Raw genomic sequence first — 21,408 nt, 5'->3', positions numbered from 1 at the left:
GCGACGCCTGCAGCTGAGCAGGCTGCCGCCGAACCCCCGCCACCACTGCGGCTACTCCGGTACGGCCGCCACCGGCCTCCGCCAGAGCGACGTGCGGGCGCCCCTGTGTCCGCTAGCGGATCATCCCGCCGGCCACCGTGTCGTTCGTTCCCTCGTCGATGAGGATGAACGCCCCGGTGGCGCGGTCGCGACGGTAGGGGTCCGCGACCAGCGGGCGCTTGACCCGCAGCCGGATCCGGCCGATGTCGTTGAGGGCCAAGCTGGCCGCACCGTCGACCGTCTCGCGCTCGAGGGTGCGGAGGTCGAGCCGATCGACGATCGCCTCGACACGAGCCGGCGTGGTCACGGTCGTGTGCTTCAACAGCAGCCGCTGTCCCGGCTGGAGCGGCCGGTCGGACATCCAGCAGATGTCCGCCTCGAGCTCGCGCAGGACCAGGCCGTCGGTGTCCTCGTGGGCCCCGACGATCGTGTCGCCGCGGCTGACGTCGACGTCGTCCTCGAGGTGCACGACGACCGACTGGGGCGCAGTCGCCTGCTCGAGGTCGCCGTCGAAGGTCTCGATCCGCGCGATCCGGGAGCGGACGCCGGAGGGCAGGACCTGGACCTCATCACCCGGGCGCAGGACGCCGCCGGCGACCTGGCCCGCGTAGCCGCGGTAGTCGTGCAGCTCGTGCGAGGCGGCGACATCGGTTCCGCCCACCACCCCACCTGGCCGGATCACCCACTGGACCGGGAAGCGCAGGTCCGTCAGGTTCCGGTCGCTGGAGACCTCGACCGTCTGGAGGTGGCCCAGCAGCGTCGGATGGTCGACGTCGTCCGGGTACCAGTCGGGCGTGTCGCCGCGATCGACGACGTTGGTGCCCTCCAGCGCGCTGATCGGGATCACGTGGATGTCCGGGATCCCCAGCTGGGCGGAGATCCGCGTCGTCTCGGCCTCGATCTCCGCGAAGCGCTCCTGCGACCAGTCGACCAGGTCCATCTTGTTGACCGCGAAGGTCACGTGACGGACGCCGAGCAGCGAGGCGATGAAGGTGTGGCGGCGGGTCTGCTCGATCACGCCCTGGCGAGCGTCGACCAGCACGATCACCAGGTCGGCCGTCGAGGCCCCCGTGACCATGTTCCGCGTGTACTGCACGTGACCCGGGGTGTCGGCCAGGATGAACGACCGGTCGCCGGTGGTGAAGTAGCGGTAGGCGACGTCGATCGTGATGCCCTGCTCGCGCTCGGCGCGGAGGCCGTCGGTCAGCAGCGAGAGGTCGACGGTGCCGGCACCGTGACGACGGACCGAAGCCTCCTCGACCTGCTCGAGCTGGTCGACGAGGACCTGCTTCGAGTCGTAGAGCAGCCGGCCGATCAGGGTCGACTTGCCGTCGTCGACGGAGCCGGCGGTGGCGACGCGGAGCAGGTCCGCGGAATCCAGGTCACGGGGGACGGTCAGGATCTCGGGCGTGGCCATCAGCAGCTCCGGTCGGTGGGACGGTGGACGAGCGGGCGCACTAGAAGTACCCCTGGACCTTGCGGTCCTCCATCGCGGCCTCGGAGACCCGGTCGTCCGCGCGCGTCTCGCCGCGCTCGGTGACCCGGGTCGCGGCGATCTCGGTCACGACGTCCTCGAGCGTCGCCGCGGTCGACTCGACCGCGCCGGTGATCGTCAGGTCGCCGACCGTCCGGTAGCGGACGCTGAGCGTCTCGACCTGCTCGCCGTCGTGCGGCGGCAGGAACGGGGAGACGGCGTAGAGCATCCCGTTGCGGCGGACGACCTCGCGCTCGTGCGCGAAGTAGATCGACGGCAGCTCCAGCCGCTCCTCGGCGATGTACTGCCAGACGTCGAGCTCGGTCCAGTTCGAGATCGGGAAGACGCGGACGTTCTCGCCCGAGCGCAGCCGGCCGTTGTAGAGGTTCCACAGCTCCGGGCGCTGGTTCTTCGGGTCCCAGCCGCCGAAGTCGTCGCGGAAGCTCATGATCCGCTCCTTGGCCCGGGCGCGCTCCTCGTCGCGGCGGGCGCCGCCGAAGCAGGCGTCGAAGCGGTGCTCCTCGATGCAGTCCAGCAGCGTCTGCGTCTGCTGCTGGTTGCGCGAGCCGTTCGGCCCGCCGACCTCGGCCACGCGGCCGGCGTCGATCGTGTCCTGGACCTTCGCCACGATCAGCCGCTCACCGAGCTCCGCCACGCGGCGGTCGCGGAACTCGAGGACCTCGGGGAAGTTGTGCCCGGTGTCGACGTGGACGAGCGGGAACGGGAAGCGGCCGGGCCGGAAGGCCTTCTCGGCCAGGCGCAGCAGGACGATCGAGTCCTTGCCGCCGGAGAACAGCAGCGCCGGCCGCTCGAGCTCGGCGGCGACCTCGCGCATCACGTGGATCGCCTCGGCCTCGAGGGCACGGAGCTTGGTCAGGCCGCCGGGGAGCTCTTCCTCGGCGGTCGGGATCGCGGTGGTGCTCATGCGTCCTCCTGGTGCAGTCCGCACTCGGTCTTCTCGCTCATCGCCCAGCGGCCCTCACGGCCCTCGCCGACCTTCGTGCAGGGCACGCAGCCGATCGAGGCGTAGCCGCGGTCGTGGAGCGGGTTGTACGGCAGCTTGCGCTCGGCGATCCGGGCCCAGACGTCCTTGTCCGTCCAGTCCGCCAGCGGGTTGACCTTGACCAGGCCGAAAGCGTCGTCCCACTCGACCTTGGCCGCGCCGGCGCGGGCCGGCGACTGGTCGCGGCGGATCCCGGTGACCCAGGCGTCGAGCGTCTGCAGGCCCGCCTTGAGCGGCGCCACCTTGCGGATCGCGCAGCACTGCGACGGGTCGCGCTCCCACAGCTTCTCGCCGTGCTCGGCGGCCTGCTCGGCCAGCGTCGGGCCGGTCCAGCGCTCGATCTTGGTGTCGTAGCGCTGCTCGGTCTCCCGCCAGAGGTCGTAGGTCTCGTCGAACAGGACCCCGGTGTCGAGCGCGAAGACCCGCGCGTCGGGCCGGGCCTCGAACAGCAGGTCGAGGAGGACCGCCTCCTCCTTCTGGAACGAGCAGGCCAGCGCGATCTGCGGGTGGTACTGCTCCAGCGCCCAGGCCACGACCTCCGCGGCCGACGACGCCTCCAGGTCCGGCAGCGCCGTGGCGCCGGGGGTGTCGTCGGGGGAGGAGGTACGGGTCATGCGGCGGCTTCCGGAGGGGTCGGGATCGACGTCCGTCGCGCGCTGCCCGCGGTGGGCGGGCGCGTTCGGCGAGCAGTCGGGTCGTGGGGCTAGTCGGCCACCGGGGTCGCGGCCTTCTTGACCGGTCCGCGCTTCGGCGGGTTGCGGAGCAGGTCGAGCTCCTCCGCGGTCAGCAGGTGCTCCTGCCACCAGTCCACGTCGACCCGGTCGCTGAAGGCGCGGAAGCTCTCGTCCTCGCCCTGACGGTGATCGCGGTAGAGGTCGAAGACCTTGACGAGCTTGTCCTCGAGCTCGAAGTGCGGGATCTTCGGCAGCACGACGGTGTTGAACTGCGGCGTCTCGGAGTTCAGGCCGCTGACGCGCCCGCCGATCCGCAGGTCCATCGCCTCGATCATCTCGCCGTCGACCCGCTTGAGCGTGCCCTCGATGCCGACGTCGCCGATCTGGTGCTGGGCGCAGCTGGAGTTGCAGCCGGCGAAGTGGAAGCGGAAGTCGTGGCCGAGGTCGACCGTGACCCGCTCGTCGAGGTGGTCGACGAGCTCGCGGACGCGGTCCTTCGTGTGGACCTTCGCGAGTCCGCAGAACTCCTTGCCGGTGCAGGTCTGCGTGTTGCGGACGAACGGCTTCGGCTCGACCGGCAGCTGCTTGGCGAGCGGCTCCTCGAGCAGCGCCGCGACCTGGTCGTTCGGGACCCACGGCAGCAGCACGTTCTGCTGGTGGGTCAGGCGCACCTCCTGCTTGGAGGAGTACTTGCGCGAGAGCCGCGCGAACTCGCGCAGCTGCTCGGCGGTCAGGCGACCGACCGGGACCGTGAAGCCGACGCAGCTGTGCTCGCCGTCGGCCTGCGGGGTCACGCCGATGTGGTCGTGGTAGGGCGCCTCCTCGACCGCGGGCGCGGCGTGGCGCGGGTCGCGGCCCATCGCCTCGACGACCTTGGCGCGGAAGGCCTCGGGGCCCTCGTCCTCGATCAGGAACTTGAGGCGCGCGCGACCACGCTTGCGGCGCAGCTCGTCGCTGTCGCGGAAGACGGTCAGGATCCCCTCGATCACGCTGGGGACCTCGTCCTTCTCGGCGAAGACGTCGATGTCCTTGGCGAACATCGGGTCGGTCGAGAGGCCACCGCCGACGCGGAAGTTGAAGCCCTTGCTGCCGTCCTCGTGGATCGCGCCGACGAGCGAGAGGCAGTTGATCAGGCCGCGGCCCTGGCCGGTCGGGCGACCGTTGATCGAGATCTTGAACTTGCGCGGCAGGTTCGAGAAGCGGTGGTCGCCGAGGAAGTGCTGGTGGACGAGCTCCGACGTGCCGAGGCCGTCGGCGATCTCGTCGGCGGCGATCCCGGCGAGCGTGTTGCCGACGATGTTGCGGGTGACGTCGCCGCAGGCGCCGACGCTGGTCATCCCGACCGCGCCGAGGCGGGCGAAGATGTCCGGGATGTTCTCCACGCGGATCCAGTGGATCTGCACGCACTGGCGCGTGGTGCAGTCGATGACCCCGCGACCGTAGTCCTCGGTGATGTCCGCGAGCACGTCGGTCTGGTCGGCGGTCAGCGCGCCCTGCACGACCTTGGACCGGAGCATGAAGTGCCCGTCCTTGGTGTTGTGCGCGTAGAGGCCGTACCACTTGAGCCGCATGATGTCGTCGGCCGTGAGGATCTCCCAACCCTCGGTCGACGCGCGGATCAGGTCCTCGTAGACGTCTAGGCCGTCCTTCTCGAACTTGGCGGCCTCGGCCTTGTTGCGCTTGACGGGCTTGGCGGCGGCTTCGGGCTGGTTCATCGGTAGGCCCCCGGGGAAGACGAAAGAGGTCGGGTCCACAAAGGTAGCAAAGCGCACAGGGATTAATGCAATATCGGGAATCCGGGTTTATGTCGTAGGGCGCCCGAAGCCGACACGGAACGGGACGAGCCCGCGACGGGTCGCGACGGAGCGCGGTCGGACGCTGCGACCCAGACCTCCCGACGCGCAGGGGTGGTCGACGACGCACACGGAAGGCCCGTGACGAAGATCCGGCGACCTCGGTGATGAACGCGCGGCGACGCCGGCCGCGCGGGAGCGGAGCGCTCGGGCTACGAGGCCCAGGCCGCGAGGCCGTCACCGGCCGTCGCGTCCCAGCTCGCGCCGCGACCGACCGCCTCGAGCCGCGCGGTGCGCGTCCAGGCGTCCGGAGCAGCGGCGGCCCCGTCGACCGCGACCGTGGTCTCCCGCAGGAACTGCTCGACGGCCGCGACCAGCGCCGCGGCCTCCTCCGGGGAGGCGGACGCCGGGATCTCGATGCGCACGGGAGCGGGCTCGGCGGACATGCCGGAAGCGTAGCGGGCAACGCCCGCTCGGCTGGGCCGACGGCGGCACCGCCCCGACGACGAGGGGGATGGACGGGCGATCGGGCCTCGCCGCCGACCGGCCTGCCTAGGCGTCCAGAGCCCCCGCTGGACCGATGTTGACGGCATATAGTGCCGCCGATGCGCGTCGGCGCCCTGATCGACCTCGCCGATTCCGGACCGTCGTACCGCAGCGCCGAGCCGCTCCAGGCGCTGGCCCGCCGGGGCCACCAGATCGTCCCCGTCGAGGTGATCGGCGGGCGCGTCGACATCACCGCGCTCGAGACCTGCGACGTCGTCCACGTCTACCGCCAGATCGCCCCCTCGACCCTGGAGATCGCCAGCCGCCTGGCCGGCCGCGGGATCGGCGTGGTCTGGGACAACGACAGCGACGACTCCGTCGCCCGGCCCGCCGTGAGCGCCCGGACCGTGGCCCGGTCGCGCGCCGAGCAGGCCGCCCGCTTCAAGCTCTCGGTCGAGATCGCCCGCTGGGCCAGCGGCGTGACCGTCACCACCGAGCCGCTCGCGCAGCTCTACCGCGAGGCCGGCGTGCGCCGGGTCGACGTGGTCCCGGAGGCCATCCGCGGCGGCGATCGGACGCCCCGCCCGCACACCGGACTGGTCGTGGGTTGGGTCGCCAGCCCCGAGGAGTGGGCCGACGCCAGCCGACTCGGGATCGGGGAAGCCCTGCAGCGCCTGATGGACGCGCACCCCCACGTGCGGACGGAGTGCATCGGGGCCGACCTGGAGCTGACCGGGCGCTACCGGCACGACGCCGCGCCACCGGTCGACGACGAGCCCGGACGGATCGCCGCGTTCGACATCGGGATCGCCCCGCTGGCGGACGTCCCCTTCAACCACTCGCGGTCGAGCATCCGGGTCAAGGAGTACGCCGCCTCGGGCGTCCCGTGGCTGGCCTCCGACCTCACGCCGTACACCTCGCTCGGGGCCGAGCAGGGCGGGGCGCTGGTCGGGCCCGGGGAGTGGCTCGGCGCCCTCGACCGGCTCGTGCGCGACGAGCAGCAGCGCCAACGGCTGGCCCGCAACGGGCGCGCCTGGGGCGCCCGGCAGACGATCCAGGCGACCGCCGATCACTGGGAGCGGGCCTTCCACGACGCGGCGACGGCGATCGGCCCGCGGACGACCCTCCGCCCGACCGCCGTTCATGCGTTCCGGCGTCCCGCCGGCGGCTTCACCAGCGGCGGCGCGGTCCGGCGGGCGGTGCGGCGACGGAGCTGAGGGGGGACGGGGGGGCGTGTCCCCGAGCGGGATCGGCAGGCGAGGTCGGCCGGTACGCCCCGTACGCTCGGCCGATGCCGTCGATCCCCGTCCTCGACCACGACGCGGTGCTCGCCGCGGTCTCGCCCGCCGAGGCGGTCGCCCGGACGCGCGAGGCGTTCGTCCGCCACGCCGAGGGCGCCTGGCGGATGCCGTCGAAGGTCTACCTCGACAGCCCGCCGTTCGGCGACTTCCGGGCGATGCCCGCGCTCGGCGACGGGGTCGCGATGCTGAAGTGGATCTCGTCGTTCCCGGGCAACCCCACCCGCGGCCTCGCCACCGTCCAGGGCGTGGTCGTGCTCTCCGACGCCGAGACCTCCGTCCCGCTCGCCCTGCTCGACGCACGAGCCGTCACCGCGCTCCGGACCGGGGCGATCGCCGCCGTCGCGGCCGAGGCGCTGGGCGTCCCCGGCGCGCGGACGGTCGGGATCATCGGGGCCGGGCTCCACGGCCAGTGGGCGGCGCGCTGCCTCGCCGCCGTCGGCTACGGGCCAGGGGTGGCCTGCGACCCCCGGCCCGAGGCGGCCGAGGCCCTCGCCGCCGAGCTCGGCGCGGGCTGGCGGGCCGGCACCCGCGAGGAGGCGCTGGCGCAGGACGTCGTCTGCTGCGTGACGCCCGGGACGACCCCCGTCGTCGAGCGTCGCGACCTCCGGCCGGGCCAGCACCTCAACATGCTCGGCGCCGACGGACCGGGCAAGCAGGAGGCGACCGTCGAGGCCGTCGACGCCTGCTCGCTCTTCTGCGACGAGTGGGCCCAGGCCAGCCACGGCGGCGAGCTGACCGCCGGCGTCGCGGCGGGCGTCGTCACCCGTGAGCGGGTCACGGACCTCGGCGCGGTCCTGACCGGCGCCGCGCCCGGTCGCCCCGACGCCGCCGCGACGACCCTCTTCGACTCGACCGGGCTGGCGATCCAGGACCTCGCGATCAGCCTCGCCGCGTTCGCCGCCTGGCGCGAGGAGCGGATCGACGCGCCCGGCGTCCCGCTGTAGCGGCGGCCTCGCGACGAACCCGGCCGGCGGTCCGGACGGACGGGCCGGTCCGAGCGGCCAGGGTCAGTCGACCAGGAACGCCCGGACCTGGTCGAGGTGCTCCGGGATCGCGAGCAGGAACGAGTCGTGCCCCCACGGCGACTCGACGTTGCGCCGGGTGACGGTCGCCCCGCGGTCCTGCAGCTCGGCCTCGATGTGGTCGGAGTGCTCCGGCCCGAACCGCCAGTCGCTGGTGAAGCTCTCGACGAAGAACCGCGTCCCCGCTGCCGCGGCCGCCGCGACCCGGGCGTCGGCGTCGTCGCGCGCGAACGGCTCGAAGGCGTCCATCACCCGCGTCAGGTACAGGTAGCTGAGCGCGTCGAACCGCTCCAGGAAGCTGGCCGCCTGGTAGTCGAGGTAGTGCTCGATCTCGAAGTCCGGGCGGAACCACTCGTGCCCGTCCCGGGCCAACGGCGCGTCGGGATCGCGGCGGGCGCGGTCGAACTTCCAGCGCAGCGCGTCCTCCGACACGTAGGTCACGTGACCGAGCATCCGGGCTGCGGACAGGCCCGCCGCCGGCAGCCGTCCCGTCCCCGGGTAGCGGCCGCCCTGGAAGTCCGGATCGCGCAGGATCCCGGCGCGGGCCGCCGTCGAGAGCGCGATGTTCTGGGCGCTCAGGCGGGCCGACGCGCAGGCGATGACCGCCCGCTCGACCTCCTCCGGGGCCTGCAGCGCCCACTCCAGCACCTGCATCCCACCGAGCGAGCCACCGACCACGGCGTGGAGCCGGCGGATCCCCAACCGCGCGACCAGCGCCCGCTGCACGCGGACGAGGTCCGCCACGGTGAAGGCCGGGAAGTCGAGCCCGTAGGTCTCGCCGGTCGCCGGGTCCTCCGACAGCGGCCCGGTCGTCCCCCGGCATCCGCCGAGCAGGTTCGCGCAGACGACGAAGTAGCGATCGGTGTCGACCGCGCGGCCCGGACCGACGAGCACGTCCCACCAGCCACGCCGGGCCGGATCGCCGTGGTGCCCGGCCGCGTGCGCGTCACCGGTCAGCGCGTGGCAGATCACGACCGCGTTGCTCGCTTGCGCGTCGAGCGTCCCGTAGGTCTCGTAGGCGACCTCGACCGGCGCGAGCGTCGTTCCGTTGTCGAGACGCAGCGGATCCCCGTCGTCGAAGAGGACGACCCGCTCGGTGGTGACCAGGCCGAGGCCGGGTCCCAGATCGAGGTCCGGACGGTCGGGTTCGATGGTGCTGTGGGTCATACGCTGCCCCCTACTACACCGGTTCGGGGGGTTCCGAGGCGTTGGCGGTGGTCGGCGGGGCGGCCGAACGGTTGGTCGAGGTCGGCACTCGGGACGGCCGTTCGCCCGTGTGGGGCGGGAGAACGGCCGTCTGGAGCTGGCGGCTGGGTGCTAGCCCTGCGAGGCCGCGAGCGCCTGGTCGAGGTCGGCCAGGATGTCGTCGATGTGCTCGATGCCGACCGACAGGCGGACCGTGTCGGGCGTGACGCCGGCGGCGGCGAGCTCCTCCGCGTTCAGCTGCGAGTGGGTCGTCGAGGCGTTGTGGATCGCCAGCGACTTCGCGTCGCCGATGTTCGCCAGGTGGCTGAAGACGTTCAGCCCCTCGATGAACGTCCGGCCGGCGTCGAAGCCGCCCTTGACGCCGAAGGTGACCAGCGCGCTGGCGCCACCCTTGAGGACCCGCTGGGCGACCTCGTAGTAGTCGCTCGACTCGAGCCCGGGGTAGCTGACCCACTCGACGGCGGGGTGCGCCTCGAGGTGCTTCGCGACGGCCAGCGCGTTCGCGTTGTGGCGCTCCATCCGTAGGGCGAGCGTCTCGACGCCCTGGAGGATCAGGAACGCGTTGAACGGCGAGAGCGCCGCGCCGGTGTTGCGCAGCAGGACCGTCCGGGCCCGCAGGACGTAGGCGACCGCGCCGGCCGCTTCCGTCCAGACCACGCCGTGGTAGGAGGGATCCGGCTTCGCCAGGGTCGGGAAGCGGTCGGGGTGGGCCGACCAGTCGAAGTTGCCGCTGTCGACGATCGCCCCGCCGATCGAGGTCCCGTGACCGCCGAGGAACTTCGTCAGCGCGTGGACGGCGATGTCGGCGCCCTGCTCGAAGATGCTCGCGCCGATCGGGGTCGCGACGGTGTTGTCGATGACCAGCGGCAGCCCGGCGGCGTGGGCGGCCTCGGCCCACTTGGGGATGTCGAGGACGTTCAGCTTCGGGTTGCCGATCGTCTCACCGAAGACCAGCTTGGTCTTCTCGTCCGCCACCCGCGCGACCGCGTCGGGATCGTCGGCGTCGACGAAGCGGACCTCGATGCCGTACTGCGGCAGCGTGTGCGCGAAGAGGTTGTAGGTCCCGCCGTAGAGCTGCGAGACGGAGATGATGTTGTCGCCCGCGCCGGCGATGTTGAGGACCGCGTAGGTCGTCGCGGCCATCCCGGAGGCGGTCACCAGCGAGGCCGCACCGCCCTCGAGCAGCGCGAGCCGCTGCTCGAGCACGTCCCAGGTCGGGTTCATGATCCGCGTGTAGATGTTGCCCGGCTTGGCCAGGGCGAACAGGTCCGCACCGTGCTGGACGTCGTCGAACACGTACGACGTCGTCTGGTAGATCGGCACCGCCAGCGCGTTCGTGGTCGGATCCGGCTTCTGCCCGCCGTGCAGGGCGATCGTCTCGGGGCGGTAGTTCGGCTGCTGGTCGGTCATCGGGGCTCCGTGGCGGGGTGGTTCGGCGGTTCGGGTGGGTGGTTCGGTCGGCGGGCCTAGCTGCGCTCCGGAGGGCGAGCGGGGATCGAGCTCGATCCGCCTTCGCCACCGGTGGGCACCCTGTCCGACCTGACGCGGCCGCCGCGAAATATCCTAAACCAAATCGGGTTTAGAACTATTCACGTTGGCGCTGGACCCGGAGGCTATCCGGGGCGGGCGGGGCGCGGGGGTTGGGCGAGACGAGGGGCCATCGCCGCCCCTCCTCCGGGGGTGGCGGGGGCCCGGAGGTGGCGGGGGCCCGGAGGTGGCGGGGCGGGCGGGGCGGAGCGGCCCGAGGTGGCGGCGACCCGAGGGTGGCGGGGCGGGCGGCAGGCACCGTTGCATCGTTCTCATTGAGCTTTGCCACCCATACGGTGGCGAACCTCAAAGAGAACCGACGGGACCGGCCATGCCCGGCGAACGTGCTGGCGACGGGACGGAATCGAGGCAGTCCTGGCACGGGATCGGCACGCTTGACCGGTTGAATCGCCACCGGGCCCGGGCGCATCATCGCCGACATGCCACCGCTCGCCGCCCGCGCCGCCAGGCTTGCCACCAAGCAACACGGAGTGGTGACCCGGCAACAGCTGCTCGCCCTCGGCTTCACACGGCGCAACCTCGATCGCCAGATCGCCGCGGGAAGGTTGCTGCGGTTGCACCGCGGGGTGTACGCGGTCGGGCATGTGGCGATCGAACCCCACGGAATCTGGATGGGCGCGGCGCTGGCCGGCGGGGAGGGCGCCGCGATCAGTCACCGCGCCGCCGCCGCGCTCCACGGACTGCTGCCTGTCCCGCACGGCCGCACCGACATCACCGTGACCGGGCCCCGGGGCGCCCGAACGGGTCTCGTGATCCACACCGGCGCGCGGCCGGACAACGTCACCGTCGTGCGCCAGATTCCGTGCACGACCATCGCCCGCACGCTGGTCGACATCGCCTCCACAGGCAACGTCCCCGCCACCGAACGCGCCTGGAGGACGGCCGCATCGCGGCGGCTGATCCACGCGATCTCGATCGACCGGGAGCTGGCCCGCGGACGGGCAGGCTCGGCCCAGATCCGTCGCCTCCTGGATGAGCACGGCGCCCAGCTCGGCCAGCGAACGCGCGAGGAGCTCGAGCGCCGCGCGCTCTCCGCGATCCATCGCGCCGGCGTCTCGCCGCCCGCGTCGAACCAGCTCCTCCACCTTCGCGATCGCCGCATCGAGGCCGACCTGCTCTGGAGTCAGCCGCGACTCATCGTCGAGCTCGACGGGTGGTCCACCCACGGAGACCCGGACGCCTTCCAGGCCGACCGGCAGCGAGACATCGATCTCCAACTCGCCGGCTGGCGGGTCGCCCGACTCACCTGGAGCGACATCACCGTGCGCGAGCAGACGACGATGCGTCGACTCCGTGCCCTGCTCGCCCAGCCGCCGCTGCCCGCTGCTCCAGGGTGGAGCGGAGGACCGGTACGCCGATGAGGCATCCGCCCCCGGCGAAGGCCGTGGCGCCCAGCGGCCGGTCCCGAGCTCGGGAGCGTCGACGTCGACGGACCCGCGCAGCCAACGCCGCAACCGTTCTCTTTGAGGTTTGCCCCCTATGCGGTGGTCAACCTCAAGGAGAACGGCGAGCCGCTCCTACAGCGGGATGTTCCCGTGCTTGCGCTTCGGGACCGCGACGCGCTTGGTGCGGAGGACGCGGAGGGCGCCGGCGACCTTGGCGCGGGTCTCGGAGGGCTCGATCACGTCGTCGATGTAGCCGCGCTCGGCCGCCACGTACGGGTTGGCGAAGCGCGCCTTGTAGTCGTCCATCAGGACCTTGCGGCGCTCTTCCGGCGTCGGCGAGGCGGCGATGTCGCGGCGGTAGATGATGTTGACCGCGCCCTCCGCACCCATCACGGCGACCTCGGCCTGGGGCCAGGCGAAGTTGAAGTCCGCGCCGAGGTGCTTGGACGCCATCACGTCGTAGGCGCCGCCGTAGGACTTGCGGGTGATCACCGCGACCTGCGGGACCGTCGCCTCGGCGTAGGCGTAGAGCAGCTTGGCGCCGTGGCGGATGATGCCGTTCCACTCCTGCGAGGTGCCCGGCAGGAAGCCCGGGACGTCGCAGAACGTGACCAGCGGGATGTTGAAGGCGTCGCAGGTGCGGATGAACCGGGCGGCCTTCTCGGACGCCTCGATGTCGAGCACGCCGGCCATCTGGTTCGGCTGGTTGCCGACCAGGCCGATCGCGTGGCCCTCGATCCGGGCGAAGCCGACCAGGATGTTGCGGGCGAAGTGCTCGTGGACCTCGAAGAACTCGCCGTCGTCGACGACGAGCTTGATGACCTCGCGCATGTCGTACGGCTTGTTCGGGTTCGCCGGGACCGCGTCGTTCAGCTCCGGGATGTCGCGATCGACCGGGTCGTCGGTCGCCACGACCGGCGAGGTCTCGAGGTTGTTCTGCGGCAGGAACGAGAGCAGGTAGCGCGTCTCCTCCAGCGCGTGGTCCTCGTCCTCGTACGCGAAGTGGGCGACGCCCGACTTCGTGTTGTGGCTCATCGCGCCACCGAGCTCCTCCATCCCGACCTCTTCGCCCGTGACCGTCTTGATCACATCGGGGCCGGTGATGAACATGTGGGAGGTCTCCTTGACCATCCCGATGAAGTCGGTGATCGCCGGCGAGTAGACCGCGCCACCGGCGCACGGCCCCATGATCAGCGAGATCTGCGGGATCACGCCGGAGGAGTCGACGTTGCGCTGGAAGACGTCGCCGTAGGCGCCGAGCGAGACGACGCCCTCCTGGATCCGCGCGCCACCGGAATCGTTGATGCCGATCACCGGGCAGCCGATCTTGCCGGCCAGGTCCATGACCTTGCACATCTTCTCGCTCATGACCTCGCCGAGCGAGCCGCCGAAGACGGTGAAGTCCTGCGAGAAGACCGCGACCGGACGGCCGTCGATCGTGCCGTGGCCGGTCACGACGGCGTCGCCCCAGGCCCGCGACTTCTGCATGTCGAAGTCGTGCGTGCGGTGCCGGACGAAGGTGTCGAGCTCCTGGAAGCTGCCCTCGTCGAGCAGCTTCTCGATTCGCTCGCGCGCCGTGTACTTGCCCTTGGCGTGCTGCTTCTCGACGGCCGTCTCGGACGCGGAGTGGATCGCTTGATGCCGAAGGTCCCGGAGGAGCGCGAGCTTCTCCTCGAACGTCTCGGGCGATTGCAGACGCTGGCTCATGGGCGGCGGATGCTATCCGCGCGCGGCCCGTCGGCGCCGTCTGCCGCGGTCCTTCCCCGACCGACGGGGGACCTGCGCCGGTTCTGGGCCGCGTCGCCCGGCCGCCCGGAGGCGTTGCCCGAGGCGCTCCGCCCCGGCAGCGGCGGCTGGAGCGACCGGCGGCCAAATGCGACCGCCGGTAGGGAACCACGCCGGTCGACGTCGGCGGGGAGCGGCCGGGGCCGCGGGCGCTAGGCGCCGGGCTTGAGCGTCATCACCAGGACGGCGAGCACGGCCAGGCCGGCGGCAAGCAGATGCAGGCGCGCGAGCAGGGCGGTCGCGTCGGTCACCGCGACCGTGCCGTCGCCGGCCGGGCCCGTGCCCTTCGCCAGCTCCTCGGCCCGCGGGACGATCAGCGCGCCGTAGAGCCCGAAGAGGACGATCAGGATCAGGAACGGGATCGCGACCCACATCTCGGACATCACGTCGGCCTTCAGGCCGAGGTAGATCCCCGCCGCCAGGACGACGACCATCGCCGGCGTGACGATCGTCCGGCCGATGTGGGCGACCGCACCGTAGAACGGCCGCACGGCGTCCGGGTGCTGGCGCTCGAGGTAGGCCACGATCGGCGGCACCGCCAGCGTCCCACCGAAGGCGAAGATGGCGCCGATGATGTGGATCGCCTTCGCGACGGAGTAGAGCGTGACGACCGCAAGCATGCCCGCGAGGGTACCGGCAACGCGCCTCTCGCTCAGCGCAGGACGAGCGACGAGCGGAGGCCGCTGCCCGGAAGCAGGTCCCGGATCGCGACCGGGTGGACCATCACCGGGCGGTCGGAGCGCCAGACGAAGACCCGGTACTGCCCGTTGCGCTCGGCCCGGACGAGCTGCATCCCGGCGGCGGGGGGCGGCGGAGCGGCGACCGGCGGCGGCGCATCGTCGCCAGCCTCCGCGGGGCGGTCGATCAGCGCGACCGAGCGGACCCGGACCGGAACCCCCGGGTCGATGAAGCGCAGGCGCGGCTCGTAGAAGCTCCCGGCGAGCGGCTGGTAGCGGGCGATCGACAACAGCTCCGGCCGATCCGCCGCGACGTCGGCGACCGCCGCCTCGAGCGCGCCCCGCCAGTCGTCCCGCTGGTAGCTCGGGTTGACCGCTACGACGACGACCACCACCAGCTGGACGACCGCGACCGCGAGCAACGCGACGACGGCACGGCGGCCGAGCCGCCAGGCGCCGAGCGCCGCCAGGACCGCGAGCGGCGGCAGCAGCAGGACCCAGTTGCGGGTCAGGGCGACGTCGAAGCCGACCACCAGGGCGACCAGCGGCACGATCCAGACCGCAACGACCATCGCGGCCAGGCCGGTGGCGCGGGTCGCGCGGCCGTCACGCGGCCAGGCCCCGGCGAGCACGAACGCCCCCAGGATCACCGCGAGCACCCCGCCCAGCAGGACCTCGGCCGGGGCGTCGTAGCCGACGGCGAACTGCTTCGGCGTCTCGATGATCCGCGAGCCGAGGCCCTTGACCCCGGCGATCGCCTCGTACATCGAGGTCGACTGCTGCTTGACCGCGATCGGCAGCAGCGCCGCGGCACCGACCGCCGAGGCCAGCAGCGGCGCGACCAGCGGCCGGATCGCCCGGGCGCCGGCGGGACGGGCGGCCGGCGCGTCGGCGTCGCTCGGAGCCGCGGCATCCCCCGGAGCGGAGGCATCGTCCCCAGCGGAGATCGCGCCCCACGCCGCACCGGCGCCGGCGCCGAGCCCAAGGAAGCCCGGCCCCCGCCAGGCGACCAGCACCAGCGCCGCGCCCCCGACCAGCAGCAGGATCCCGCCGAAGTAGTGGGTCCAGGTCGCCGCGACCGCCGCCAGCGCCCACAGCCACAGCCGGCCCGGGGTCGGACGGACCAGCGCCGCCGACAGCGCCGCCCAGGCCAGGGCGGCGACGAGGATGAAGAGCCCGTAGGTGCGGGCCTCCTGCGAGAACCACTGGGCCAGCGGGTTGACCGCCAGCAGCAGCCCGGCGACCAGCAGGATCCGCGTCGGGACCCCGCGCTCGCCGGTCGACCGCGCCAGCCAGACGGTCGGCACGACCGCCAGTGCCCCCGCGATCGCGGACAGCGAGCGCAGGCCGAGCTCGCCCTGGCCGAAGAGATGGACCCACGCCCAGCCGAGCAGGTAGTAGAGCGGCGGGGTGTTCTCGGTCCGCTGGATCGTCGACCAGGCGTGGCCGAGCGATCCGTCGGTGATCCGGGCGGAGTAGATCTCGTCGAGCCAGAAGCTCTGCTCGCCCGCCGTCGGCAGGCGCAGCACGAGCGCGAACAGGACCAGCAGCCCGAGGGCGACGGTGCCGCCCGAGGGACGGCGGAGGACGACGGGCATCGGGCGGTGCCGCGACTCCCCTGAAGCTCCTACAGATCGCCGCCGGCCGTCGGCGGAGCGCCGACCTCGGCGTCGCCGCCGCCACCGATGCCCTCGCGGGCGAGGAACTCCTCGGCCCAGAGCGGGTTCTGGCGCGAGCGGGTGACGGTGGCCAGCAGGTCGGACATCGTCGCGACCTCCTCGACCTGCTCCTTCAGGAACCACTGGACGAACTGCTCGGACTGGTAGTCGCCGGCGTCGCGGGCGACCTTCGCCAGGTGCTCGATCTGGCCCGTGACCTGCTTCTCCTGCTCGAGCGCCAGCTGGACGGGCTCGACGATGTCGGCGAAGCCGTTCTTGGGGGCGGCGACGGCCGGGATCACGACCTCGACGTCCTGGTCCATCAGGTACTGGACCATCTTCAGCGCGTGGCCCCGCTCCTCGACGGCCTGCTGGTAGAAGAACGCAGCGAGCCGCGGCAGGGTCTCGCCGTCGTAGTAGACCGCCACGGCGACGTACTGCTGACTGGCGGCGAACTCGTTGGCCACCTGCTCGTTGAGCGCGGTGACGAAAGCGGGCGCGGGCATGGCGGGCACTTTACCCGGGACCCTTCCGCCGGGACCCGCCGGACGCCGCCGACGTGGCCCCGGCCCTGGGCCGCCTCGTTCTCGAGACCGCCTCCATCCTCGGGCCATCTCGATCTGGAAGCCGCCTCCGCCCTCGGGCCATCTCGATCTGGAGACCGCCTCCACCCTGGGGCCGTCTCGTTCTGGGGACCGCCTCCATCCGGGGCCCTCCGATCGGGGGACCACCTCCGTCCTGGGGCCGTCTCGATCTCGAGACCGCCTTCTTCCTACGCGCGATGGGCCGAGCCCATCGTTGATGCGATCCGCCCCATGCGGGCGGGAGAGACGGCCGAGTCGAGATCGTCCCCGGGCCATCGGCTACGGCTCTCGGCTTCGGCTCCCCTGACCAATTCCATTCGCCGAAGTCGGATATCGCTACGCTGAAGGAGCGCATGGCGGACACCGTCTCCACGAAGAAGAAGTGCTGCAAGAGCAGCCCCCGCTGCAAGAAGTGCCCCGTGGTCTGGAAGCGGCTGGAGGCCGAGGACCTGGCCGAACGCCTCAGCCGGCGCAAGTACCGCCCCGCCAAGAAGATCCCCGGCAAGGCGTTCAAGGCCGCGCGCAAGTAGACCGGCCGGCGGACGTACCGGATCGAATCACGACCGCGGCACCTTCCGCCCACCCTGAGCCCGAGCGAACCGCGCCTCCAGGCGCCGCGCCTCCGGCCAGCCCCCGCCGAACGGGTCCCGCCGGATACCCTGGGCACCAATGGCTACCTGTCTCGTCACCGGCGGCGCCGGGTTCCTGGGTTCGCACCTCTGCGACGAGTTGCTGCGGCGGGGCAACCGCGTGATCTGCGTCGACAACCTCGAGACCGGGTCGTTGCGCAACATCGAGCACATCCGCGAGGACCGCTTCCGGTTCCTGCAGGCCGACATCGTCGACCCGTACTTCGTCGAAGAACCGATCGACTTCGTCTACCACGCGGCCTCCCCGGCCTCGCCGATCGACTACCTGCGGCTGCCGCTGCACACCCTCAAGGTCGGCTCGCACGGCACCCACCACTCGCTCGGGCTGGCCAAGAGGCACCGCGCCCGGTTCCTGCTCTTCTCCACCAGCGAGGTCTACGGCGACCCGCTCGTGCACCCGCAGGTCGAGTCGTACTGGGGCCACGTCAACCCGATCGGCCCGCGCGGCGTCTACGACGAGGCCAAGCGCTACGCCGAGGCGCTGACGATGGCGTACCACCGCCAGCAGGGCGTCGACACCGCGATCGTCCGGATCTTCAACACCTACGGCGCGCGCATGCGTCCGCACGATGGTCGTGCGATCCCGACCTTCCTCCGCCAGGCGCTCGAGCACCGGCCGATCACGATCTTCGGAGACGGGACCCAGACCCGCTCCTTCTGTTACGTCGACGATCTCGTCCGCGGCCTGATCGCGCTCGCCGAGTCCGGCGCGCACGAGCCGATCAACATCGGCAACCCGCAGGAGTTCTCGCTGCTGGAGCTGGCCGAGACGATCATCGACCTGACCGGCTCCAACAGCGAGGTCCTGCACCAGCCGCTGCCCGCCGACGACCCGAAGCAGCGCCGCCCGGACATCGCGCTGGCCAAGATGGCCCTGAGCTGGGAGCCGACCGTCGAGCTGCGCGAAGGGCTCCAGAAGACGATCGAGATCGCCGGCCGCAACGGCCTGCTCGGCTACCCGGTCTGACCGGCCGCCCGGTGCACGCCCACCCCCTACGGGTGAGCGTGCACCGCGAGGCGTCGCCCCGGTGCACGGGCGAGTGCGACCTTCGCCCCCCGTATCTGCCAGGCTTCATCGTTGGTGCATCCTGCGAGGCGATCCCCCGATGCGGTACCGGGCAGCTCAGTGACCTCTGAGCGCGAGCCCGATAGCGGCTCGGTCACCCCCCTTCGGGTCGCCACCGACATCCGGGCCAAGCGCCCTCCAGCTCTGCTCTTCCTGCTGCGGCTCGAGACGCTCCGCCGGATCATGCGGCTGGTCACGCTGCTCGCGATCGACGCGGTCAGCGTCTGGGCCGCGATCTTCACCGCCCTCGCCCTCAAGGCCGCCTGGTACGACCAGCTCAACGTCGGCTACCACGCGCACCAAGCCCGCGAGATCGCCCCGTTCGCGATCCTCGTCGTGCTCTTCAACTTCGCGCGGATGGGCCTCTACGGCCGCCGCACCGAGAGACCGGGCCTGGGCAAGATCGTCACCGGCCTCTTCCAGGCGATGGTCGTGGCGATGGTCTTCGTGCTGATCGACGGCAAGCGCGGCGAGTTCTCGAGCTACTACATCTTCTACGGGACCCTGGCCGTCGGGATCGTCTACATCGGCGTCCTGCGGGTGGTCTACGAGAGCCTCAGCGGCCGCGTGCTGCAGCGGACCGGCCAGCAGCGGCGGGCCGTCCTGATCGGGCCCGCCCACCACACCGACGCCGTCGCGGGCGCCCTCTCCGACGACGTCGACTCGGCGATCCGGGTGACCGGGATGCTCGCCGTCGATCCCGATGCCGCACGCCCGACCCGCTCCGAGGCGCTGGGCCTCGTCGGCGACCTGCCGGCGCTGCTCGACGCCGGTCAGGTCGACGAGGTGATCATCGCCGACCCCGCCTTCCCGCAGGATCTGGCGCTGGAGGTCATCGACCAGGCCCACAGCCGCGGCGTCCACGTCCGCGTGGCCCCCTCGACGATGGAGATCCTCGTCCACCGGGCCGAGTTCCTGCCCGGGCAGACGGTGCCGCTGTTCGATCTGCGGCCGCCGGTCTCCGAGGGGATCGACTTCGCGATCAAGCGGACGTTCGACCTGCTGGTCAGCACGATCCTGCTGCTGGTGATGAGCCCGGTCCTGGTCGCGATCGCGATCGCGATCCGGCTCTCGAGCCCCGGCCCCGTCATCTACCGCTCGCGACGCCCCGGCGTCGGCGGGTTGCCGTTCGACTGCCTCAAGTTCCGGACGATGTACCAGGACGCCGAGCACCGCCAGGACGAGCTCGAGGACCTCAACGAGGCCGACGGCGCGATCTTCAAGATCCGCGACGACCCGCGCGTGACCCCGGTCGGCCGGCTGCTGCGGCGCCTGTCGCTGGACGAGCTGCCGCAGCTCGGCAACGTCCTCCGTGGCGAGATGTCGCTCGTCGGCCCGCGTCCGCTGCCCCAGCGCGACTACGACCGGCTCGAGGAGTGGCACAAGAAGCGCTACCACGTGCTGCCCGGCGTGACCGGCCTGTGGCAGGTCTCCGGCCGCTCCGACCTCGACTTCGACGACATGGTCCGGCTCGACTTCCTCTACCTCGAGCGCTGGTCGGTCTCGCTCGACCTCTCGATCCTCGTCAAGACGATCCCCGCCGTCTTCGGACGCCACGGGGCGTTCTGAACCAGCCCTCTCGGGGCTGAGCCCCGGGGAGATGCGGGGCCGGGCCGCGGCCGCGCCGGGGCGGGGTGGGGTGGGGCCAGGGTCGCGGCGGGATGGGGCGGGGCGAGGCCTGGGGTCGCGGCCGCGGCGGGCCGGGGTGGGGCGGGGCCGGGGTCGCGGCGGGACGGGACCGCGCGGGACGGACGGGCGCCGGACGGACGGGCGCGTCCCGCGCGCGGCAGCGGGGTGGGGCCCGGCACGCCCGGGGTGCAGGAGGCCGTCCAGCGCCCCAGGAGGCACGGCGCCCGCGGCATGGGCGCAAGACGCCGTAGGGGCCCCCAGGAGGGCGCGGTGCCGGCGGCCCGTCGATTCGCCTCGGCGTGCGGGCTCCGCGTCCGGGTCCTGCGCTTCGCGATGCGTTTGCCACCCCCACGGTGGACAACCACCCAGCGTGCCTCGTCAGCGGCGTGGCGGGGCCCTGCGCCAGGCCGGCGCGGCCCGCGCCGGCGGCGCCGTACCAGCCCCAGAACGAGACGAGGCCGGTGCGTTGGCACCGGCCTCGTGGAGTCTCCATGCTGTCGCGGTCTACCGCACCTGCGACAGCGAGGTGCCCCGGGAGGGACTCGAACCCTCAACCTTCGGATTAAGAGTCCGCTGCTCTAACCAGTTGAGCTACCAGGGCTCGAGCATCGTACCCAATTCCTGCTTCTGCTCGTCGGCTGACCCTCAGCGGGCCGGCGCGACGAGCGGAGCGGCCGCTGCGGACTAGCTTTCCGGGACCGTGACGGTCCGCTGGGACTCCGCCGACCCGCCGCCCTGAGCGGCCTTCTCGGCGGCCTTCGGATCCTGCGCCGTCTTGATCGCGTCCTCGACGGCCTTGCGCTGGTCCTTCGGCGCGACGCTGCGGGCCGCCTCCGCGGTGATCTTCGCCTGGCGCTTGCGCCCCGCAGCGGACTGGGCGGTCAGCAGCTGGAGGTAGACGTTGACGGCGGGCTTCTGCCCACGCTTCTTCGCGTCCGCGACGGCCGCCTCGGTGACGATCGCCTGGGCGTTGGCCCAGTTGTCGGGCTGCTTCAGCGAGTCGGGAGAGAAGACCGCGACCATCTTGTTGGCGAGGCCCGGATCGATCGGATCCGGGTTGGTGTCGAGGTACCGCTGCCAGGCGTCGGCGGCCTTGAGCAGCTCGGCCCGGGCCTTGGGCGGCAGCGTCATCGTGTTGCTGTCACCGATCTGGCTGACGCCGGCGGCGTACCGCAGCGACGCCAGCTGCGCCAGCAGCTCGGAGTCGTTCGGGCGCTGGGCGACCTTCTTCTCGACCTTCTCCAGCTGCTCCTGCTGCTGCTTGGCGAGATCGATGCCGCCGCTGTCGTTGTTCCCACCGAAGATCCCCGGTAGCCCGGTCCCGACCCCGAACAGGATGGTGCCTCCAACGAGCACCACGGCCAGGACCAGGTAGATGGCTTGGATCAGGCGCTTGCGGCCGGGCGCACGCACATCGAAGAGCATGTC

Annotated in this window: 18 protein-coding genes and 1 tRNA gene; 6 read left to right on the top strand and 13 right to left on the bottom strand. The window is 72.0% G+C overall.

Annotation, left to right across the window (positions count from 1 at the left end):
* Positions 1 to 112 precede the first annotated feature (112 nt).
* From ACVUH9_RS14675 to ACVUH9_RS14655, 5 genes are all read right to left on the bottom strand, one after another.
* The gene (locus tag ACVUH9_RS14675; protein WP_475758163.1) at positions 113 to 1,456 is read right to left on the bottom strand and encodes a sulfate adenylyltransferase subunit 1; all 1,344 of its coding nucleotides are present in this window, start codon (positions 1,454 to 1,456) and stop codon (positions 113 to 115) included.
* Between the two features lie 40 nt (positions 1,457 to 1,496).
* Positions 1,497 to 2,438: a sulfate adenylyltransferase subunit CysD gene (gene cysD / locus ACVUH9_RS14670; RefSeq protein WP_475758162.1), complete on the bottom strand. Its 942-nt coding sequence runs from the start codon at positions 2,436 to 2,438 to the stop codon at positions 1,497 to 1,499.
* The gene (locus ACVUH9_RS14665; RefSeq protein ID WP_475758160.1) at positions 2,435 to 3,130 is read right to left on the bottom strand and encodes a phosphoadenylyl-sulfate reductase; all 696 of its coding nucleotides are present in this window, start codon (positions 3,128 to 3,130) and stop codon (positions 2,435 to 2,437) included. The genes cysD and ACVUH9_RS14665 overlap by 4 nt, the downstream gene beginning before the upstream one ends.
* A gap of 89 nt (positions 3,131 to 3,219) precedes the next feature.
* Positions 3,220 to 4,944 carry a nitrite/sulfite reductase gene (locus ACVUH9_RS14660; protein ID WP_475758158.1) on the bottom strand — a complete coding sequence of 575 codons (1,725 nt, stop codon included), beginning with the start codon at positions 4,942 to 4,944 and terminating at the stop codon, positions 3,220 to 3,222.
* A gap of 251 nt (positions 4,945 to 5,195) precedes the next feature.
* Positions 5,196 to 5,429 (bottom strand): DUF8022 family protein, encoded by a 234-nt coding sequence (locus ACVUH9_RS14655; protein ID WP_475758156.1) that lies wholly within the window; start codon positions 5,427 to 5,429, stop codon positions 5,196 to 5,198.
* A 159-nt stretch (positions 5,430 to 5,588) separates the two neighbouring features.
* Here ACVUH9_RS14655 and ACVUH9_RS14650 point away from each other — a divergent pair, with 159 nt between their 5' ends.
* Complete coding sequence (locus tag ACVUH9_RS14650) at positions 5,589 to 6,686, top strand: glycosyltransferase family protein (RefSeq protein WP_475758154.1); 1,098 nt, start codon at positions 5,589 to 5,591, stop codon at positions 6,684 to 6,686.
* Positions 6,687 to 6,760: 74 nt separating this feature from the next.
* The gene (locus ACVUH9_RS14645) at positions 6,761 to 7,714 is read left to right on the top strand and encodes an ornithine cyclodeaminase family protein (protein ID WP_475758152.1); all 954 of its coding nucleotides are present in this window, start codon (positions 6,761 to 6,763) and stop codon (positions 7,712 to 7,714) included.
* A gap of 63 nt (positions 7,715 to 7,777) precedes the next feature.
* Here ACVUH9_RS14645 and metX read toward each other — a convergent pair whose 3' ends face one another.
* Both metX and ACVUH9_RS14635 read right to left on the bottom strand, forming a co-directional pair.
* Positions 7,778 to 8,959: a homoserine O-acetyltransferase MetX gene (gene metX, locus ACVUH9_RS14640; protein ID WP_475758150.1), complete on the bottom strand. Its 1,182-nt coding sequence runs from the start codon at positions 8,957 to 8,959 to the stop codon at positions 7,778 to 7,780.
* A gap of 150 nt (positions 8,960 to 9,109) precedes the next feature.
* Positions 9,110 to 10,408: an O-acetylhomoserine aminocarboxypropyltransferase/cysteine synthase family protein gene (locus ACVUH9_RS14635; protein ID WP_475758148.1), complete on the bottom strand. Its 1,299-nt coding sequence runs from the start codon at positions 10,406 to 10,408 to the stop codon at positions 9,110 to 9,112.
* 557 nt (positions 10,409 to 10,965) lie between these two features.
* On the opposite strand from ACVUH9_RS14635, the gene ACVUH9_RS14630 reads away from it, so the two are divergent.
* Positions 10,966 to 11,907, top strand: a complete 942-nt coding sequence (locus ACVUH9_RS14630) for a type IV toxin-antitoxin system AbiEi family antitoxin domain-containing protein (protein WP_475758146.1) — start codon at positions 10,966 to 10,968, stop codon at positions 11,905 to 11,907.
* A gap of 156 nt (positions 11,908 to 12,063) precedes the next feature.
* Here the strand turns inward: ACVUH9_RS14630 and ACVUH9_RS14625 are convergent, their stop codons facing one another.
* The 4 genes from ACVUH9_RS14625 to ACVUH9_RS14610 all read right to left on the bottom strand — a co-directional run bounded on the left by ACVUH9_RS14625 (position 12,064) and on the right by ACVUH9_RS14610 (position 16,557).
* Positions 12,064 to 13,638 (bottom strand): acyl-CoA carboxylase subunit beta, encoded by a 1,575-nt coding sequence (locus tag ACVUH9_RS14625; RefSeq protein ID WP_475758144.1) that lies wholly within the window; start codon positions 13,636 to 13,638, stop codon positions 12,064 to 12,066.
* 230 nt (positions 13,639 to 13,868) lie between these two features.
* A complete protein-coding gene (locus ACVUH9_RS14620) occupies positions 13,869 to 14,336 on the bottom strand; it encodes a DUF2269 family protein (protein WP_475758142.1) in 468 nt (155 codons plus the stop codon).
* Between the two features lie 32 nt (positions 14,337 to 14,368).
* Positions 14,369 to 15,991 carry a hypothetical protein gene (locus ACVUH9_RS14615; RefSeq protein ID WP_475758140.1) on the bottom strand — a complete coding sequence of 541 codons (1,623 nt, stop codon included), beginning with the start codon at positions 15,989 to 15,991 and terminating at the stop codon, positions 14,369 to 14,371.
* A 29-nt stretch (positions 15,992 to 16,020) separates the two neighbouring features.
* Complete coding sequence (locus ACVUH9_RS14610) at positions 16,021 to 16,557, bottom strand: ferritin (protein WP_475758138.1); 537 nt, start codon at positions 16,555 to 16,557, stop codon at positions 16,021 to 16,023.
* Positions 16,558 to 16,988: 431 nt separating this feature from the next.
* Between ACVUH9_RS14610 and ACVUH9_RS14605 the strand changes: the two genes are divergently transcribed.
* From ACVUH9_RS14605 to ACVUH9_RS14595, 3 genes are all read left to right on the top strand, one after another.
* Positions 16,989 to 17,165 carry a hypothetical protein gene (locus ACVUH9_RS14605; RefSeq protein ID WP_475758136.1) on the top strand — a complete coding sequence of 59 codons (177 nt, stop codon included), beginning with the start codon at positions 16,989 to 16,991 and terminating at the stop codon, positions 17,163 to 17,165.
* A 139-nt stretch (positions 17,166 to 17,304) separates the two neighbouring features.
* Positions 17,305 to 18,252: a UDP-glucuronic acid decarboxylase family protein gene (locus ACVUH9_RS14600; RefSeq protein WP_475758135.1), complete on the top strand. Its 948-nt coding sequence runs from the start codon at positions 17,305 to 17,307 to the stop codon at positions 18,250 to 18,252.
* A 159-nt stretch (positions 18,253 to 18,411) separates the two neighbouring features.
* The gene (locus ACVUH9_RS14595) at positions 18,412 to 19,920 is read left to right on the top strand and encodes a sugar transferase (RefSeq protein ID WP_475758133.1); all 1,509 of its coding nucleotides are present in this window, start codon (positions 18,412 to 18,414) and stop codon (positions 19,918 to 19,920) included.
* Positions 19,921 to 20,507: 587 nt separating this feature from the next.
* Here ACVUH9_RS14595 and ACVUH9_RS14590 read toward each other — a convergent pair.
* Positions 20,508 to 20,581 (bottom strand) — tRNA-Lys (locus ACVUH9_RS14590).
* Positions 20,582 to 20,664: 83 nt separating this feature from the next.
* Entirely contained in the window at positions 20,665 to 21,405 is a 741-nt protein-coding gene (locus tag ACVUH9_RS14585; RefSeq protein ID WP_475758131.1) for a hypothetical protein, read from the bottom strand.
* Positions 21,406 to 21,408 lie beyond the last annotated feature (3 nt).

Source organism: Patulibacter ginsengiterrae, from assembly GCF_056269115.1.
This window is presented reverse-complemented; position numbering and strand designations above follow the sequence as displayed.